Source organism: Mesorhizobium sp. B2-9-1 (assembly GCF_006439455.1).
Taxonomy (GTDB): Bacteria; Pseudomonadota; Alphaproteobacteria; order Rhizobiales; family Rhizobiaceae; genus Mesorhizobium.
This window is the reverse complement of the sequence record NZ_VFTP01000002.1, coordinates 440,957-459,525: the sequence shown is the minus strand read 5'-3', so window position 1 is coordinate 459,525 and position 18,569 is coordinate 440,957. Positions and strand designations below refer to the sequence as shown.

Sequence of the window (18,569 nt, the reverse complement as noted above, 5' to 3'; positions counted from 1 at the left end):
CGATATCTCAATTTGAAAGGATCTGTCTTGCCCGCTCGAGATCATGCGGCGTATCGACGCCGAGCGGCACGGAATGGACGATCTCGACGTCGATGCGCATGCCGGCTTCCAGCGCACGCAGCTGCTCCAGCCGCTCGCGACGCTCCAGCGGCGACGGCTTCAGCGCGACGAAGCGTTCCAGCGCGGCGCGGCGATAGGCATAGAGGCCGATATGATGGTAGAGCGGCCCCTCGCCCCAGGGCGCGGTGGCGCGGGTGAAATAGAGCGCTTTCAGCCGTGTCGACGACAGCGGCGAGCCGACGATCTTGACGACATTGGGATTGGTCTTTTCCTCGTCGCGCACGATCTCGACGCCGAGCGTGGCGATATCGACCGATTTGTCCTCAAACGGCCGCAGCGACGCGCCGATGATCTCGGGGTCGATGGTCGGCAGGTCGCCCTGGACGTTGACGATCGTTTCCACCTGCTTTTCGGGGTCGAGGGCCGTCAGCGCCTCGAAGATGCGGTCGGAGCCCGATTCGTGATCCGTGCGGGTCATGACAGCCTCGAAACCATGCGCCCGGACGGCCTGCGCGACCGCTTCCGTGTCGGTCGCCACGACCACGCGGCCAAGCCCGGCCTCGGCTCCGCGCCGGGCGACATGGACGATCATCGGCACGCCCGCAATATCGGCCAGCGGCTTGCCCGGCAGGCGCGTCGAGGCCATGCGGGCGGGGATCAGGATCAAGGTTGACATCGGATTTCAGGGCGGCCGAAAAAAGCGGATGGAAAGTGGCAAAAGGTCTCACTGGAAGCGCCCTTATAGGTGTTGCAACGCCAGAGCAAAAGACCTAGTTTCCGCGCGGTTTGACTGGCCTTTCGGGGCAGTTCGCGATACCGACGGACGGAGTGGACGGGACGGTCCGCCGGAAAAGGGAGCAAGGGGCGCATGGATTCCAACGAAGTCAACAAGCTGCTCGGCGGATTTCTTGGAACCTGCTTCATCGTCTTTTCCATAGGCCTCGTCTCGGACGGGCTGTTCGCCTCGCCGACACCCGAAAAGCCCGGCTTCGCCATCGAAGCGCAGGAACCGACCGAAGGCGGTCCGGCTGCTCCCGCGGCGGAAGCCAAGCCGATCGCCGACCTGCTCGCCACCGCCAATGCAGAGGCGGGCGCCGCGATCTTCAAGAAATGCCAGGCCTGCCATTCCGGCGAGAAGGGCGGCCCGAACAAGGTCGGTCCGGATCTTTGGGACATCGTCGACCGTCCCGTCGCCGAGCATGAGGGCTTCGCCTATTCGGCCGGCATGAAGGATTTCTCCAAGGGCGGCCAGGAGCACTGGACGTACGACAATCTCAACCACTTCATCACGTCGCCGAAGAAGTTCGTGAAGGGCACGGCGATGGGCTTCGCCGGCCTGCCGAAGGATGAAGACCGCGCCAATGTGATCGCGTATCTGCGCACGCTGTCGGACAATCCGAAGCCGCTGCCGCAGCCGGGTGCTTCGGCAGAAGCTAAGCCCGCCGAAGGCGCCAACCCGGCGGAAGGTGCCGCACCCGCGAAGCCCGCGGAAGGTGCTGCGCCGGCCAAGCCGGCCGAGGGAACCGCTCCGGCCAAGCCCGCCGCGCCCGCTCAATAAACAATTTGTCATAGAGACTTCCTTGGAAAAGCCGGGTTCGTCCCGGCTTTTCTGTTAGGAAAGCTGCATGGACCGCGACAAAGGCGGCACTTGCGGTTTCCACCCGCGTCAAATGATCTAGATTGCGGGTGGGCAGCGCAATTCCAGGACAGCGGGAACCGGGTTTTCCGTGCGGAATTGCGTCGAAACAAAGCGATAGGGCGGTTGTCGTTTCCGGGAAACGATGAACCGCTCTGGAGTTCGCGACGAGGAGAACGCATGAAGGTTGGCCGCTTCCGCACGCTTTTCGCATCGGCGCTCGCTTTCGCCTTCGCCGCCAGCCTGCAGGCCGGCTTCGCCGATGAATGGCACACGACCTCCTCGCTGGTCGGACCTTCAAAATACGGCGACAATTTCCAGCGCTACGACTACGTCAATCCGGATGCACCAAAGGGCGGGACCTACAACTCCGTGGTTACCGGCACCTTCGACAGCTTCAATCCCTACATCGTGCAAGGATCGCCGGCCTCCGGCTTCGCGCAGTTCGGCGGCGGCCTGCTTTACGACACGCTGATGGAGCAGGCTACCGACGAGGGCGACACTTACCACGCGCTGATCGCGGAGGCCTATAAATACCCGTCGGACTATTCGTCGGTCACTTACCGGCTCAACCCTCACGCGAAATGGCATGACGGCCAGCCTATCACCGTCGACGACGTGGTCTGGTCGTTCCAGGTGCTCAAGACAAACAGCCCTATGTACAACCGCTATTTTGAGAACGTGACCGAGGCGGTCGCGGTCTCGAACCGTGAGGTTGAGTTCCATTTCAACCAGAAGGGCAACCGCGAATTGCCCAAGATCATCGGCGACCTCGTCGTGCTGCCGAAGCACTGGTGGGAAGGCACCGATGCCAGCGGCAAGAAGCGCGACATCACCAGACCGACGCTGGAGCCGCCGCTGGGCTCTGCCGCCTACAAGATCGCCAGCTTCAAGCCGGGAACCGAGATCGTCTGGCAGCGCGTGCCCGATTATTGGGGCGCCAAGCTGCCTGTGAAGATGGGCCGCGAGAATTTCGATACCCAACGCTTCACCTATATCCTCGACGACAACGCCTCCTGGCAGGCCTTCACCAAGGGCGGGCTCGACGACATCAAGCCGGAAAACAGCTCGCGGCGCTGGGCGACGGCCTACAACTTCCCGGCGGTCAGCGCCGGCGACGTGGTCAAGAAGGAATTCAAGACGACGTCACCCGAGCCGATGCAGGCTTTCGTGCTCAACCAACGACGGCCGCTGTTCCAGGACCGGCTGGTACGTGCCGCGCTGACCTATCCCTTCGACTTCGAAACGATGAACCGCACGCTGTTCTACAATTCGAACACGCGCACCCATAGCTATTTCCAGGGCACGGAGTTGGCGTCGAGCGGACTGCCGCAGGGCAAGGAGCTGGAAATCCTGGAAAAATACCGCGACAAGCTCCCGCCCGAGTTGTTCACGCAAGAGTTCAAGCTGCCGGTCTACGATTCGCCGCAGGCGGAACGGAAATATCTGAAGCAGGCGGTCGACCTGTTCGCCCAAGCTGGCTGGGTGATCAAGGGCGGCAAAATGGTGAACGCCAAGACCGGCGCGCCCTTCAAATTCGAGATCCTCGGCTGGAACGACACCGACCAGGTCATCGCTAGCCCCTGGATAGCCAATCTGCGCAAGATCGGCGTCGATGCGACGCTGCGGATCATCGACCAGACGCAGTACATCAACCGCGTCAACATTTTCGATTACGACGTCGTCACCAGCATACTCCAGCAATCCGGATCGCCTGGGAACGAGCAGCGCGACTTCTGGAGCTCGAAGGCGGCGGATACGCCGGGATCGCGCAACTATGCCGGCATCAAGAACCCGGTCATCGACGCGCTGGTTGACCGCATCATCTTCGCAACCGACCGCGATGATCTCGTCGCCACTACCCACGCGCTCGATCGGGTGCTGCTGTGGAATTACTATACCGTGCCGCAATACTACCGCGCGGTGGTTTGGCTCGCCTACTGGAACAAATTCGGCATGCCGGATAAGCAGCCCAGCTACCGGGGCGCCGATATCGATTCCTGGTGGATCGACACGGCAAAAGAAAAGGCGCTGGCTGCCAAGTACAAGGGCCTCAATTGATGGAGCGGCGGACTTTGCTTCCTCGCCGCGACTTCCTGGCGCTCAGTGCCGCAGCCACGGCCGCCGCGTTGCTGCCCGGCCGAGCCTTTGCCGACACCCCGACCGGCGTCAAGCTGCATGGCCTGTCGGCCTTCGGCGACCTGAAATACAAGCCCGACTTCACGCATTTTGACTATGTCAATGTCGATGCGCCGCAAGGCGGCACCTTCAACTTCTCGCCGCCCAACTGGGGCGCCAACCAGAGCCCGCAGACCTTCAACACACTGAATTCATTCGTCCCCAAGGGCGATTCCCCGCAGCGCATGGAAATGTGCTTCGATTCCTTGATGGTGCGGGCGCTCGACGAGCCGGACACGGTCTATGGACTGATCGCCGACGGTGTCACGATTTCCGACGACCGCAACACCTTCACCTTCTCGCTGCGCCCGCAGGCGCGCTTCCATGACGGCACGCCGCTCACCGCCGACGATGTTGCCTTCACCTTCAAGCTCCTGAAAGATAAAGGGCATCCGGATTACGCGTTGTCACTGACGCATCTGGAAGATGCCGTGGCGAGGGACGCTCACACCGTCGAGCTCAAATTCTCCGGCAAGCAATCGGCCCGCACCATCCTCAACGTCGTCGGGTTCCCTATCCTTTCGAAGGCATTCTTTACGGCCAACCCGTTCGATTCCTCGCAGCTCAATCCGCCGCTCGGCTCAAGCGCCTACAAGGTCGGGCGCTGGTCGGCGGGCGCTTGGATCGAATATGAGCGGGTGGCCGACTATTGGGGCAACGACCTGCCCGTCAACCGCGGCCTGAACAATTTCGGGCGCATCCGCATCGAATTCTACCAGGATCGCACGGCCGGGTTCGAGGCCTTCAAGAAGGGCGAGATCCTCTACCGCGAGGAATTCACGTCGCGCGTCTGGGCGACGGCCTACGATTTTCCGGCCTTCACCGCCGGCAAGGTGATCAAGCATGAGTTCCCGGCTGAAACCACGCCTTCCATGCAGGCCACCGCGGTCAACCAGCGGCGTGAGCAGTTCAAGGATCCACGCGTGCGGCAAGCGATCGCGCTCTGCTTCGATTTCGAATGGACACGGCGCAACTTCTTTTATGGTTCCTATGAGCGTTCGCAATCCTGCTTCGAGAAATCCGACTTCCGCGCCGCGGGCACGCCGACGCCGCAGGAACTGGCGCTGCTCGAGCCGCTGCGCGACCAGCTGCCGGCGGAGACATTCGGCGACGCGGTGACGCAGCCGCCGTCCGACGGTTCAGGGCGGGACCGCAAGCAACTGAGCGCGGCACTGAAATTGCTCGCTCAGGCCGGCTGGAAACGCTCCGGTGACTTCGTGGTCAACGACAAGGGCGGGCGGCTGGCCGCCGAATTCCTGGTCGACGACGAGACCTTCGTGCAGGTCTATTCGCCCTGGGTCGCCAACATGAAGGCCATCGGCATCGATGCCTCGATCCGCCTGGTGGATTCGGCGCAGTACCAGCTCAGGCAATCGACATTCGATTTCGACCTGCTCTCGGCCGCCTTCAATTTCAGCGCCACGCCGACCCGCGACGATCTGGAAATTTTCTTCCACTCGCGCAGCGCCGCCGTATCGGGCTCGCGCAACCTGTCGGGCGTTGCAAGCCCGGCAGTCGATGCGCTGATCGATGCCGTCGGCGCCGCCAAGGATCGTGAAAGCCTGACCACCGCCATGCGTGCATTGGACCGGGCCTTGCGCGCGCGGCGCGATTGGATTCCAAGTTGGTATTTGGCGAATCACCGAAGCGCCTATTGGGACATGTTCGGCTTCCCCGAACAGAAACCCGATTTCGGCTTTCCGGTCGAGGCGCTGTGGTGGTTCGACAAGGGCAAGGCGGCAAAGATTGGCAAAGCCTGACATTACTGTTCGCGCGGGGCCCGTCGCCTGATGGGCGCCTATATCCTGCGCCGCATTCTTCTGATGATCCCGACGCTGTTCGGCATCATGGCGATCTCCTTCGCGGTCATCCAGTTCGCGCCGGGCGGGCCGGTCGAGCAGGTGATCGCCCGGCTGACCAACCAGGGCGGCAACGACCGCCTCGGCAGCGGTGGCGGCGACGCCGGCGGCGGTAATTTCGACGTGGCGGGCGATGTCGGCTCGAAATATCGCGGCGCGCAGGGGCTCGATCGCGAATTCATCAAGAAGCTGGAAAAGCAGTTCGGCTTCGACAAGCCGCCGCTCGAGCGCTTCGGCATGATGCTGTGGAACTATATCCGCTTCGATTTCGGCGACAGCTATTTCCGCGATATCTCGGTGCTGAACCTGATCCTGGAGAAGATGCCCGTCTCCATCTCCATCGGCCTGTGGATCACGCTTTTATCCTACCTGATCTCGATCCCGCTCGGCATCCGCAAGGCGGTGAAGGACGGCTCGACCTTCGACGTGTGGACGAGCGGCGTCGTCATCGTCGGCTATGCCATTCCCGGCTTCCTGTTCGGCATCATGCTCATGGTGCTGTTCGCAGGCGGTTCGTTCTGGGACTGGTTTCCGCTGCGCGGCATCGTTTCGGACAATTGGGATCAGCTGTCCTGGCCGGGCAAGATCGCCGATTATTTCTGGCACATGACGCTACCGCTGACGGCGCTCGTGCTGTCGGCTTTCGCGACGACCACCCTGCTCACCAAGAACTCCTTCCTCGAAGAAATCCGCAAGCAATATGTGGTGACGGCGCGCGCCAAGGGGCTGTCGGAGCACAAGGTGCTCTACGGCCACGTCTTCCGCAATGCCATGCTGATCGTCATCGCCGGTTTTCCCGGCGCCTTCATCTCGGCCTTCTTCACCGGCTCGCTGCTGATCGAGAACATCTTCTCGCTCGACGGCCTCGGCCTGCTCGGCTTCAAGTCGGTGATCGACCGCGACTATCCGGTGGTGTTCGCCACGCTTTACATCTTCTCGCTGCTTGGCCTGTTTGTCGGTCTTCTGTCCGATCTGATCTACACCTGGGTCGATCCGCGCATCGACTTCGAGCGGAGAGACATCTGATGGCCGAGGCCGCGATCGAAAGCGCGCCGGCGCGGCCTCGCAGGCCATTTCTGTCGCCGCTCAACCAGCGGCGGTTGCAGAATTTCAAGGCCAACCGGCGCGGCTACTGGTCGCTCTGGATCTTCCTGTTGCTGTTCGTGCTGTCGCTGTTTTCCGAGCTGATCGCCAACGACAAGCCGATCGTCGCCTCCTACAAGGGCGAGATCCTGTTTCCGGTTCTGGTCGCCTATCCGGAGGAGAAGTTCGGCGGTTTCTACGCCGTCACCGACTATCGCGATCCGGTGATCCAGGACGAGATCAATTCCAACGGCTGGATGATCTGGCCGCCGGTCCGCTACTCCTACCAGACGGTCAACAACGCCATTCCGGAACCGGCGCCGGCAAAGCCGTCCTGGCTTTACGACAAGAAGACGCGCTGCAGCCAGTATCCGCAAGGCGAGGCCGACGCCAACTGCACCGTCGGCAACTGGAACTGGCTGGGCACGGACGACCAGGCCCGCGACGTGCTGGCGCGCGTGCTCTACGGCTTCCGCATCTCGGTTCTGTTCGGCCTGATCCTGACGCTCGGCTCGTCGCTGATCGGCGTCGCGGCCGGCGCGGTGCAAGGCTATTTCGGCGGCTGGACCGACCTTCTCTTCCAGCGTTTCATCGAGATCTGGTCGGCGATCCCGGTGCTCTATCTGCTGCTCATCATCTCGGCCATCCTGCCGCCCGGCTTCTTCATCCTGCTCGGCCTGATGCTGCTGTTTTCATGGGTGGCGCTGGTCGGCGTGGTGCGGGCCGAATTCCTGCGAGCCCGCAACTTCGAATATGTCAACGCGGCGCGCGCGCTGGGCGTGCCAAACCTCACCATCATGTTCCGCCACCTGCTGCCGAACGCCATGGTGGCGACGCTGACCTTCCTGCCCTTCCTGCTCTCCGGTTCCATCTCGACGCTGACCTCGCTCGACTATCTCGGCTTCGGCCTGCCGCCGGGCTCGGCCTCGCTCGGCGAATTGCTGAAGCAGGCGCAGCGAAACCTCAACGCCCCCTGGCTCGGCATCTCCGGCTTCATCGTGATCTCGCTGATGCTGTCCCTGCTGGTCTTCATCGGCGAGGCGACGCGCGATGCCTTCGATCCGCGCAAGACGTTCAAATGAGCCAAGCCCTCCTTTCCGTCCAAGACCTGAGCGTCGCCTTCGCGCAAGGCGGCAAGCAATCGATCGCCGTCGACCATATCTCATTCGACATCGCCAAGGGCGAGACGCTGGCCCTGGTGGGCGAATCCGGCTCGGGCAAATCGGTCTCGGCGCTGTCGGTGCTGAAGCTCCTGCCCTATCCGGCCGCCAGCCATCCGTCGGGCAGGATCCTGTTCAGCGGGGCCAACCTGCTCGCCATGGACGAGAAGGCGTTGCGCGGCGTGCGCGGCAACAAGATCACCATGATCTTCCAGGAGCCGATGACCTCGCTCAACCCGCTGCACACGATCGAGCAGCAGATCGTCGAGGTGCTGCAACTGCATCAGGGCCTGCGTGATCAAGCCGCCCGCGCGCGCACTCTGGAGCTGCTCACCGAGGTCGGCATCCGCGATCCGCAGAAACGCCTCGACGCCTATCCGCACCAGCTCTCCGGCGGCCAGCGCCAGCGCGTCATGATCGCCATGGCTTTGGCGAACGAGCCGGAGCTCTTGATCGCCGACGAGCCGACGACCGCGCTCGACGTCACCGTGCAGGCGCAGATCCTGGAACTGCTGGCGGAGCTCAAAGCCCGCAAAGGCATGTCGCTGCTGTTCATCACGCATGATCTGGGCATCGTGCGCAGGATCGCCGACCGCGTCTGCGTCATGACCAAGGGCAAGATCGTGGAGAGCGGCCCGACCAGGGAAATCTTCGCCAATCCGCGGCATGACTATACAAAGCATCTGCTCGCGGCCGAGCCGAAGGGCAAGCCGCCCACAACCGACCCGGGCGCCAAATCCGTCATGACCGGCAAGGACATCAAGGTCTGGTTCCCGATCAAGAAAGGCTTCTTCCGGACCACGGTCGACCATGTGAAGGCCGTGGACGGCATCGACGTCACGGTGCGGGCCGGCCAGACCCTTGGCGTCGTCGGCGAATCCGGCTCGGGCAAGACGACGCTGGGCCTGGCGCTCGCGCGGATGATCTCCTCGACCGGCACGATCAATTTCAACGGACGCGACATCAACCAGCTCTCCTTCGGCGCCATGCGGCCGCTGCGGCGCGAATTGCAGATCGTCTTCCAGGATCCGTTCGGATCGCTCAGCCCGCGCCTGTCGGTCTCCGAGATCATCGAGGAAGGGCTGAAGATCCACGAGCCGAAACTGTCGGCCGACCAGCGCGACGACAAGGTGGTCGCCGTGCTGAAGGAGGTCGGCCTCGATCCCGAAACGCGCCATCGCTATCCGCACGAGTTTTCCGGGGGCCAGCGCCAGCGCGTCGCCATCGCCCGCGCCATGGTGCTCAACCCGCGTTTCGTCATGCTCGACGAGCCGACCTCGGCACTCGACATGAGCGTGCAGGCGCAGGTGGTCGACCTTTTGCGCAGCCTGCAGGCCAAGCACAATCTCGCTTATCTCTTCATCAGCCACGACCTCAAGGTCGTCCGCGCCCTTGCCAATGACGTCATCGTCATGCGCAATGGCCGGATCGTCGAGGCGGGACCTTCCGAGCAGATTTTCGGCAGCCCGCAAACCGATTATACGCGGGCGCTGATGGCGGCGGCCTTCAAGATCGAGACCGCGCCGACCGGCGTGGTCAGCGAGTAGCCGGACCCGCACCGGCGAAACAGGGAAGAAAAATCCGAGAATGGAAAAAGGCAAAATCCTGCTTGCCCTCACCGGCATCCACCCGCAGCGCTGGCGTGAGCTGCTCTCGGCCAAGCGCGAGGTCGTGCTGGAGCCGAACGGCGCCGACGATCCGTCGATCACCTATGCGGTGGTGTGGAAGCAGAAGCCCAACCTTCTCAAGTCGCTGCCCAATCTGCGCGTCATCTTCTCGATCGGCGCCGGTGTCGACCATGTCTTTGCCGATCCCGGCCTGCCCGACGTTCCGATCGTCAAGATCGTCGCCGACAATCTTACCCAGCACATGGTCGAATATGTTGTCTGGCGCGTGCTCGACCACCATCGCCAGGCCTCGCTTTACCGGGCCCAGCAGCAAAAGAAGATCTGGCACGAGCCGCCGCAACGGGTGGCCGGCGACGTCTCCGTCGGCATCATGGGGCTTGGCAGTCTTGGCCGCGCCGCGGCTTCGGCGTTGTTGTCTCTCGGCTTCGCCGTCAACGGATGGTCGCGCAGCGAGCGGCCGATGACGGGCGTTTCGACCTATGCCGGCGAGGCGGGGCTGATCCCCTTCCTCAATGCCACTGACATCCTCGTCGTGCTCTTGCCGCTCACGCCGCAGACCCAGGGCATCGTCAATTACGGACTGCTCAAGGAATTGCGCCGGCGCAACGGGCTTGGCGGCGCGGTGCTGATCAATGCCGGGCGCGGACGGCTGCAGAAGGACGCCGACATTTTGCGCGCGCTGGACGACGGCACGCTGAAGGAAGCGAGCCTCGATGTATTCGAGGTCGAACCGCTGCCGAAGACCAGTCCATTATGGAGCCATCCGAAAGTGTTTGTCACGCCGCATGCGGCGGCGACGTCGGACCCGGCGCATCTGGTGCCGATCATGCTTCGCCAGATGGCCGCCTTCGAGCGCGGCGAGAGGCTCGAGAACCTCGTCGACCGCAAGGCCGGGTATTAGTCAATAGACAAACCCCAGTCGCGGAAGCGCTGCTTGATCGCCCGCAGCGAAGACAGCTGCAGCTTCGGCAGATCGAGCGCGTCGAACATCGCCCGGTATTTCCTGCGGTTTCGCGGCGTGGTGACCGCGATGTGGTGGATCATGTCCCATTTGATGCTGTCGCGCCCGCCTTCCAGAGCGCCGAGCCTGTCCTTTTCGAACAGTGTTCGCCTGAAATAGCGCAGAAGACTCGCGGCCGTGGAGATATCCAGCAGAATCAAGCCTGTCGCACGCCGAAGGCGCTGCGGCATGCAAACCGAATAGTTCCCGTCCATCACCCAGCCCTCGCCGGCTATCGCGGCATCGTGCAAGGCAATGAATTCGGCCATGGGGCGCTGCTGCCAATCCGTATTGGGCATATGAAAGAGCTGATCGAGGTGAACGGCTTCCAGGCCGCGCTTGCGCGCTATCGCGTCGGCAAGGGTGGACTTGCCGCTGTTGGACGGGCCCAGGATGCAGATGCGGTCGCCGAGGTCTGAGAGGTTCATCGGGCGGTCTCTCAAGCGCGATCAAACGCTCGTCGGTCCAGCCGAGCGTTAAACAGAATATCGGATACTCAGGAAGGCTTCGAGCCGGACAGCCCGGAGGTCTCCTTCTTCTTCGGCTTGCCGCAGTCGCGGCGTTCGATCGAGCGGTTCATGGCGTCGATCTGGCCGCTCGCCTTGTTGCTGGCGCGCTGCGCCTTGGAGCGCACATCCGGCATGAACGGGCCGAAGCCCATCGCCGGATTGGAGAAGCCCGGCTTGGCGGTGACGGGCAGATTGTTCTGCCGCGCCAGTTGATTGCGCTGCGCCAGCAACTGATCGCAAGGCACATCGTCATATTGCAATGAGGATTGGACATCCTCGTCCTGACGCTCGGCCATCGACGTGCCGCCGACACATCCGGAGACCGTCAGGCAAGACGCCAACGCAACCATGGTCCAGCGCATGGATATCTCCCTAGGGCAATTCCAGGAAAAGTGCGTCGTGGTTTTCCGTCCGGAATTGCGCAAAACAAAAGACTCGGTATCCGCCCCGCGCAACCCGGACCATGCCATTCAGGCTTTTTCGCAGCAAGGTCGACCTCACGCCGTTGCCGGATTTCCCACCTTGGCGGCTGCCGTGGGGACGCCAGCCACAATGGCCAGGCCCTCGATCGGGTCATGCCGGTCGTGCCGGATAACCATGCTTTCCAGCGACACGACCGCGAGCCCGTTGGCGCAAAGCACGCGCCGCGCATAGGCCTCTGAATGGGCATAACGCCGTGACGGCAAAAGGGCGAAATCGCCGCCACCGGCAAGCGTCTCGAGCGAAAAGGCGAACAGGCCATCCTCGGCAAGCATGTTCGCGACCGCGCCGACAATGCGTTCGAGCGCGCCCAGATAGATGAACACGTCGGCCGCGACCACGAGGTCGGCGCTGTCGCCTGTGTAAGAGAAATGCTGGAGGTCGGCCTTGGCCAGCCGGTCATAGATGCCCTTGGCTTTCGCTTTGTTCAGCATGCCGGCCGAGATGTCGTAGCCCTCCAGCCGGTCGGCGAGCGGCCGCAGCCTTTCGCCCATCAGGCCGGTGCCGCAGCCGAGGTCGAGCGCCAGCCGGAACCGGCCGGGCCTTGCCTTGCGGATGGCGCGCTCGAGAAAATCCGGCAGCCCGTAGCCGAGCTTCCCGACAAGCGAATCCTCGAAACTGCCGGCATAGTGATCGAACAACGTCTCGACGAAGGCGCTGGGCGGCGCCGCGGCGGCCGGCGCCTTGCCGATCAGTTGAAGCTTGAGCGCGGCGCCGAGGCGGTCCGCGGGCTCCAGCTTCAACGCCATGGCCCAGGCCTGCGCGGCCTCGTCGAGCAGGTTAGCCGCCTCCTGCATCTCGCCGAGGCGAAACCAGCCCGCCGCCCATTGCGGCGCCAGCTCCATCGCGCCGAGCAAAAGTTCCGCCGCCTGCGCCGGCTCACCAGAGGCGAGCAGCATCTCGGCGAAATCGGCGCGACGGTCGGCGTTCAAATTGCCCGACGAGGCCTGGAACGGTTTCATCTTTTGAAGAATCCCACCGGCGAGGCGGAGCCGGCAAGGGGCTGTAGGACGAGTCAGCAGTCTCTTGCAACAGGCTTCCCGAGGCAAATTTAGCCACTATGTTCAAAGCCATGCGCGCCAGCGACCTGCTCAAGCCCCGGCCGGAGGGCCTCTACTGCCCGCCCGGCGATTTCTTCATCGATCCGGTGCGGCCCGTCGGGCGGGCGCTGATCACGCATGGCCATTCCGACCATGCGCGCTCCGGCCACCGCTCGGTGCTGGCCACGCAAGAGACGCTCGACATCATGGGGCTGCGTTATGGCGAGGATTTCGCCGGAACCACGCAGGCGGCTGCTTTCGGCCAGACAATCGACATCAACGGCGTCGCCATCACCTTCCATCCGGCGGGGCATGTGCTGGGCTCGGCGCAGATCTGCGTCGAGCATGGGGGCAAGCGCATCGTCGCCTCCGGCGACTACAAGCGGCAGAAGGACGCCACCTGCCTGCCGTTCGAGCCTATCCGATGCGATGTCTTCATCACCGAGGCGACCTTCGGCCTGCCGGTGTTTCGCCATCCGCCGGACCAGGACGAGATCGCGCGCGTACTCAAATCGGCGGCGCAATTTCCCGAACGCTCGCATCTGATCGGCGCCTATGCGCTCGGCAAGGCGCAGCGCGTGATGCGGCTGTTGCGCGACGCCGGCTACGACAGGCCGATCTATATCCATGGCGCGCTGGCGAAGCTCAGCGAATATTATCAGAGCCAAGGCATCGATCTCGGCAAGCTCGAGCCGGGGACGGTGGAAAGCCGCGGCAAGGCCGATTTCGCCGGCGCGATCGTCGTCGGCCCGCCGTCGGCCTTCGCCGACCGCTGGGCGCGGCGTTTTCCCGACCCGATCTCCTGCTTCGCCTCGGGCTGGATGCGCATCCGCCAGCGCGCCAAGCAAGGCGGCGTCGAGCTGCCGCTGATCATCTCCGACCACGCCGATTGGGACGAGCTGATCATCACGATCAAGGAAACCGGCGCGGAGGAAATCTGGGTCACGCATGGTCGCGAGGAGGCGCTGGTGCGCTGGTGCGAGCTGGAGGGCATCGCAGCGCGGCCGCTGCATCTCGTGGGCTATGAGGACGAGGGCGATTGATGGAACATCGTTCGCTAATCGCCATGGCAGCGCTCTACGGCCCCCCTCTCTGTCCTGCCGGACATCTCCCCCTCAAGGGGGGAGATCAGACGTCAAGTCGACTTTCGCCAATCTCCGACGCTCCTGGGGAAGAGCCGGCAGCGCAACTGCTGATCTCCCCCCTGGAGGGGGAGATGGCCGGCAGGCCAGAGGGGGGCGCCTCGCGCCGGCTCTCGCAATTGGCATGGCGCAGCCAGCCATGAACCGCTTCGCCGAGCTTCTCGACCGTCTCGTGCTGACGCCGTCGCGCAACGGCAAGCTGACGCTGCTGACGGACTATTTCCGCAGCGTCGAGGATCCCGATCGCGGGCTGGCGCTGGCGGCGATCACCGGCGATCTCAACATCGCGGCGGTGAAGCCGGCAATGCTGCGCACACTGGTGGTCGAGCGCATGGACCCGGTGCTGTTCGGCTATTCCTACGACTATGTCGGCGACCTCGCCGAGACCGTGTCGCTGGTCTGGCCGCAACCACAAGGGCACATCCCCAATCATGCGCCGACGCTTGCCGAGGTGGTCGGCAGACTGCAGGCGGCGAGCCGTTCCGACGGGCCGAAGGTTCTGTCACGGCTGCTCGACGACGCCAGCATCTCGGCGCGCTTCGCCATCATCAAGCTGGTCACCGGAGGCTTGCGCATCGGCGTGTCGGCGCGGCTTGCCAAGCAGGCGCTGGCCGACCTCGGCCAAGTCGACGTCGCCGAGATCGAGGAGCTCTGGCATGGGCTGGCGCTGCCTTACACCGAGCTGTTCGCTTGGCTCGAGGGCCGGGCAGAGAAACCGACCAGTGCCGCGCTCGCCCTGTTCCGGCCGGTGATGCTGTCCAATGCCGTCGACGACGGCGACCTCGAAAAGCTCGACCCGGCCGATTATGCGGCGGAATGGAAGTGGGACGGCATCCGCGTGCAGGCGGTGTGCGAAGGCGGTGTGCGCCGGCTCTATTCGCGCACCGGCGACGACGTGTCGGGCGCCTTCCCGGACCTTGCCGCGGCGATGAACTTCGAAGCGACGCTCGACGGCGAGCTTTTGGTCGGGGATCCGCGCGAGGCGACCGGAACCTTTTCCGACCTGCAGCAGCGGCTGAACCGCAAGAGCGTGTCGCCAAAGATCCAGCAGCAATATCCGGCCTTCATGCGCTGCTACGACGCGCTGCAGATCGACGGCGATGACCTGCGCGCGCTGCCCTTCGCCGAGCGCCGCAAGCGGCTCGAGGCTTTCGTCAAAACTCTCGACCCGAGCCGCTTCGATCTCTCGCCGCTGGTCGCGTTTTCCGACTGGGAGACGCTGGAGCGGCTGCGCCAGGCGCCGCCGCATCCGATCATCGAAGGGGTGATGCTGAAGCGCTGGGATTCGCCCTATCTTGCAGGCCGGCCGAAAGGCCCATGGTTCAAGTGGAAGCGCGACCCGCACACCATCGACGCGGTGCTGATGTATGCGCAGCGCGGCCATGGCAAGCGTTCCAGCTTCTATTCCGACTATACGTTCGGCGTCTGGTCCGGGCCCGAGGGATCGGAAGAGCTGGTGCCGGTCGGCAAAGCCTATTTCGGCTTCACCGACGAGGAGCTGAGAGAAATCGACAAATATGTGCGCGACAACACGATCGAGCGTTTCGGGCCGGTGCGCTCGGTGCGCGCCGACCGCAGGAACGGCCTGGTGCTGGAGGTGGCGTTCGAAGGCCTCAACCGCTCGACCCGCCACAAATCGGGCGTCGCGATGCGCTTTCCCCGCATCTCACGGCTGCGTTGGGACAAGCCGGCGGCGGAAGCCGACCGAATCGAGACGCTGCAGGCGCTGCTGGATAGTTAGTTCCCTGACACAGGGATTTTGAAAGATTGCCGTTTTGTCTTGGTGCAAGATGTCCGTGAAATCAGCGCAAACGCCAGGGATTGGTTGAAGCCGCCGCAACGTCGTCATTCTATGGCGGAGCAAGGAGCGAAGCGACGCGCGCAGACCATAGAATCCTGTGACTTGGAAGGGTTGCTGCGGTGCAGAATTTTGCTCCGTTGCATTCCTTGGCGAAGGCAACGGCATGGATTCCAGGGTCTTCGCGACGGAGCTTCGCTCCTGCTCCGCCCTGGAATGACGATCGCGATGGGGCGTTTCGGCCAATCTCCAACGCATGCCACCTGCCAACGCAAACAGAGCCGCCCGGTCGAACTCCCTGTGCAGTGGCACTAGAAAGCATGACCCCAATCGGCCCAAAGCGCCGGGCGGTGCCGCGTCTACGTAGATAGAGCGGCGCGATCACTCAGCTATCGAGACGCGGATCTCGTAAATATCCACCGACTTGCCCTTCTGGTCGAAATCGGAATTGACGGCGATGGTGCCGGCGGCGCCCGGATGCTTGTTCGGGAACTGCACGTCGAACAGATATTCGTTGCGCTCGTGGCCGACCGCGTAGCGCTTGCGGCCGCAATCGCCGAGATCGCCGAAATTGCAGTCGATCGAGACCTGCGTCTCCTTGCCTTCTTCCGAACGGGCGACGATGTCGAACATGGCATGCTTACCGGCAAGCTTCTCCAGCACGCCCTGGCCGACATCGAAGGCAATGGCCGAACCCGACGCGCCCGAGCGGATGCGCAGGAACTGGCCGGTGTCGTCCTTCATCACCTCGGCGGCGGCGTCGGACGGCGCGCTGACATGGGTCGGGTCGGCGGGCGAGAAGACGTTGATCCAGTTCTTCGACTGGTCGGCCTCACCCGGTTTCTGCGGCGAGCCTGGCTCGGTCGGCTGCGAGGAGTCCTCGTCGTCCAGCGTCGGCGCCGGCTCCGGCGGGCCGGTGTTGAGCTCGGCCGCCGTCTTGAAGACACCGGTCTGCTTGGCGAAGTAGAGGCCGATGCCGGCGGCGGCGAGCAATGTCGCGACGACGAAGATCGCGGTGAGCGGCAAGCGCCGGCCCCTGATGCGCCGCTCGTCGCGGTCGGGCGCGACCTGCGCGCCGTTGCCGACGGGAGCACCCGGCGAATCATCGAGCGAGGGCGCATCGGGAAGCGCTGTCTCATCCGGCATGATGTCGGGCACGCGCGGCAGCACGCGCGCACGCGGCCGGTCCGAAGCATCGGGCTGGACCGGGCCGTCGACGGTGATCGAGGGCGAGGGCGCGGTTTGCGACGGCGGCAGCGGCGCGTCGACAGACGGCGCGGCCGATATGGCCGGTGCGTCGACGCGCGGATCCGGCGCGCCATTGCCGGCGGGCGCGACGTTTTCCGGCGGCAGCGTCACATCCGGGACGGCCGGCAGGAACTCCGATTCGATCTCGGTGATCTTGGCCTGGACTGCCTTGCGGCGGCTGATGGCGGCCTCGACCGTGACGTTCGGATTGGCCTGCAGGACGCGGTCGAGCGCGGCAAAGGCCGATCGATAGACCTTCTCTCGGAACGCCCGGTCCTCGGCATTGCCTTTCTCGAAGGCATTGCGGATCGCTTTCTCGATGGGGTCCAAGCGAGCTCCCTCTGCGCGTTCGCTCCCGGTTGTCTGGTCGTCGGCCGCAGACGACCAATCGATCAACGGCGAGCGGCTGCCTTGCCGGCCAAAGCCATTTCGGCATTTTTTGTTGAAGAATCAACATTTTTCGTCACCGCGGCTGCAGCCGCGCCGGCCAGCCGGATGCGAAGGACCGCTTACCCGCACGCCGCCTGGACCGCGCCGGCGCCCGTCGCGCGGTAACCGTAGATCGGAATTGCCGCCGGCAAGGCCGGAATTCACCGCTGCCCATCTTGAATTAGCGAGCGGTTGAGTCTATCACCCAGCCCATTCTGGAAGCTCAGCGCTTCCCGGGCCGCTTTAGCTCAGTTGGTAGAGCACATCATTCGTAATGATGGGGTCGCGTGTTCGAGTCACGCAAGCGGCACCAAAAATTCTCCACGAGAACCAAACAATTAGCGGAGGCCGAGCGCTTGAGCGGCCTGCCGTGAATCATGGGCAATGGGGCGGGTGACAAAATATCATCGGCGCCGGCAACCTGTCCCAACGGAATAAGGGGCTATATCTTTGGTCCTTTCGGACCAATGCGTTCGGCAGGATGGACCTCGGTCGATTGTGGGCGGGCGGGCAAATCAGACAGTCTCGCGATCGCACCGGCTGATAACCCCAAGCCCCCCGCCCTATCGGTCGGTGCATGCCCGGCTTGCGGATCTCAAAATCCTAACCACAAAAAGCGAGCCGGGCTTCCATCCGCGGGCCCGTGCCGGGACGCAATTTGTCGGAAATGCAATGAGGAGTTGGACCGTCTATCACGTCGATTTCAGAGCAGGGAGCAGCAGACCGCTTCTAACTGAAATCGGAAGCGTTGAAGCAGACAATCTTTTGGCAGCGGTGACGAAGGCACAAGCATTGTGGCCCGATGAAAGGTCCATGACCGTCCGCCCGGCCGCAGAAGACAGCCAATCGGCACAGCCGCCGGGTCCACAGCGCGACACCGATTAAATCCGAGGAGCGATCGGGCCGCTCGCTTCAGCTCCAAACCTCGACATGATCTGGCCACGCCTACGGTGCTACCCGGCGTATCACACAAGCGGCATCATTTTCACGCCTTCCCAGGGCTGCACCACGTGATCGGCGCATCTCGGCCATTGTCGGGAACAGCTGTTGGTGGGAAACTCCCTTTGTCAGCATGGGAGGTCGAAATGCCCAATAGTTTCAAGACCGGAGACGTCGTCAGGCTGAAATCCGGAGGCCCGGAAATGACCGTCAGCGACGGGGCGGCTTCCGGCACGTATCTGTGCCACTGGTTCAACCGCGAGGGCGACGTCTGGACGCCGCAGCATGCTGGCTTCAAGCAGGACCAGTTGGTGGCCGTCGACCAGCCGAGATAGCCGTCGCCTCCCGTCCTTAGCAATCCTTCGGTCCGGCTGCGTCGG

General features: G+C 63.5%; 15 protein-coding genes and 1 tRNA gene. 11 read left to right on the top strand and 5 right to left on the bottom strand.

What is annotated here, in order from left to right; translation table 11 throughout:
* Window positions 1-7 precede the first annotated feature (7 nt).
* Window positions 8-736: a 3-deoxy-manno-octulosonate cytidylyltransferase gene (locus FJW05_RS06390; protein ID WP_140629344.1), complete on the bottom strand. Its 729-nt coding sequence runs from the start codon at window positions 734-736 to the stop codon at window positions 8-10.
* A 192-nt stretch (window positions 737-928) separates the two neighbouring features.
* On the opposite strand from FJW05_RS06390, the gene FJW05_RS06385 reads away from it, so the two are divergent.
* From FJW05_RS06385 to FJW05_RS06355, 7 genes are all read left to right on the top strand, one after another.
* Window positions 929-1,618, top strand: a complete 690-nt coding sequence (locus tag FJW05_RS06385) for a cytochrome c family protein (RefSeq protein ID WP_140629341.1) — start codon at window positions 929-931, stop codon at window positions 1,616-1,618.
* Between the two features lie 258 nt (window positions 1,619-1,876).
* On the top strand, window positions 1,877-3,757 hold the full coding sequence (locus tag FJW05_RS06380; RefSeq protein WP_140629338.1) for an extracellular solute-binding protein: 1,881 nt from the start codon (window positions 1,877-1,879) through the stop codon (window positions 3,755-3,757).
* On the top strand, window positions 3,757-5,634 hold the full coding sequence (locus FJW05_RS06375; protein ID WP_140629336.1) for an extracellular solute-binding protein: 1,878 nt from the start codon (window positions 3,757-3,759) through the stop codon (window positions 5,632-5,634). The genes FJW05_RS06380 and FJW05_RS06375 overlap by 1 nt, the downstream gene beginning before the upstream one ends.
* 30 nt (window positions 5,635-5,664) lie before the next feature.
* Window positions 5,665-6,759, top strand: coding sequence for a microcin C ABC transporter permease YejB (locus FJW05_RS06370; protein WP_140629333.1), 1,095 nt, complete (start codon window positions 5,665-5,667; stop codon window positions 6,757-6,759).
* A complete protein-coding gene (locus FJW05_RS06365; RefSeq protein ID WP_140629331.1) occupies window positions 6,759-7,898 on the top strand; it encodes an ABC transporter permease in 1,140 nt (379 codons plus the stop codon). Before FJW05_RS06370 ends, FJW05_RS06365 begins: the two co-directional genes overlap by 1 nt.
* Window positions 7,895-9,523, top strand: coding sequence for an ABC transporter ATP-binding protein (locus tag FJW05_RS06360; RefSeq protein ID WP_140629329.1), 1,629 nt, complete (start codon window positions 7,895-7,897; stop codon window positions 9,521-9,523). The genes FJW05_RS06365 and FJW05_RS06360 overlap by 4 nt, the downstream gene beginning before the upstream one ends.
* Before the next feature lie 40 nt (window positions 9,524-9,563).
* Window positions 9,564-10,505: a glyoxylate/hydroxypyruvate reductase A gene (locus tag FJW05_RS06355; RefSeq protein ID WP_140629326.1), complete on the top strand. Its 942-nt coding sequence runs from the start codon at window positions 9,564-9,566 to the stop codon at window positions 10,503-10,505.
* On the opposite strand, the gene FJW05_RS06350 is transcribed toward FJW05_RS06355, so the two are convergent.
* From FJW05_RS06350 to FJW05_RS06340, 3 genes are all read right to left on the bottom strand, one after another.
* Window positions 10,502-11,032, bottom strand: coding sequence for an AAA family ATPase (locus FJW05_RS06350; RefSeq protein WP_140629324.1), 531 nt, complete (start codon window positions 11,030-11,032; stop codon window positions 10,502-10,504). The genes FJW05_RS06355 and FJW05_RS06350 overlap by 4 nt on opposite strands.
* 68 nt (window positions 11,033-11,100) lie before the next feature.
* The gene (locus FJW05_RS06345; protein ID WP_140629322.1) at window positions 11,101-11,475 is read right to left on the bottom strand and encodes a hypothetical protein; all 375 of its coding nucleotides are present in this window, start codon (window positions 11,473-11,475) and stop codon (window positions 11,101-11,103) included.
* Between the two features lie 135 nt (window positions 11,476-11,610).
* Window positions 11,611-12,555, bottom strand: a complete 945-nt coding sequence (locus tag FJW05_RS06340) for a methyltransferase domain-containing protein (protein ID WP_140629319.1) — start codon at window positions 12,553-12,555, stop codon at window positions 11,611-11,613.
* 110 nt (window positions 12,556-12,665) lie between these two features.
* Here FJW05_RS06340 and FJW05_RS06335 point away from each other — a divergent pair, with 110 nt between their 5' ends.
* Entirely contained in the window at window positions 12,666-13,676 is a 1,011-nt protein-coding gene (locus FJW05_RS06335; protein ID WP_140629756.1) for a ligase-associated DNA damage response exonuclease, read from the top strand.
* 238 nt (window positions 13,677-13,914) lie between these two features.
* Window positions 13,915-15,516 carry a cisplatin damage response ATP-dependent DNA ligase gene (locus tag FJW05_RS06325; protein ID WP_140629753.1) on the top strand — a complete coding sequence of 534 codons (1,602 nt, stop codon included), beginning with the start codon at window positions 13,915-13,917 and terminating at the stop codon, window positions 15,514-15,516.
* A gap of 438 nt (window positions 15,517-15,954) precedes the next feature.
* On the opposite strand, the gene FJW05_RS06320 is transcribed toward FJW05_RS06325, so the two are convergent.
* Window positions 15,955-17,151 carry a hypothetical protein gene (locus tag FJW05_RS06320; protein ID WP_140629317.1) on the bottom strand — a complete coding sequence of 399 codons (1,197 nt, stop codon included), beginning with the start codon at window positions 17,149-17,151 and terminating at the stop codon, window positions 15,955-15,957.
* A gap of 336 nt (window positions 17,152-17,487) precedes the next feature.
* Here FJW05_RS06320 and FJW05_RS06315 point away from each other — a divergent pair.
* Window positions 17,488-17,563, top strand: a tRNA-Thr gene (locus FJW05_RS06315).
* Window positions 17,564-18,335: 772 nt separating this feature from the next.
* Window positions 18,336-18,524 (top strand): DUF2158 domain-containing protein, encoded by a 189-nt coding sequence (locus FJW05_RS06310; RefSeq protein WP_095766010.1) that lies wholly within the window; start codon window positions 18,336-18,338, stop codon window positions 18,522-18,524.
* Window positions 18,525-18,569 lie beyond the last annotated feature (45 nt).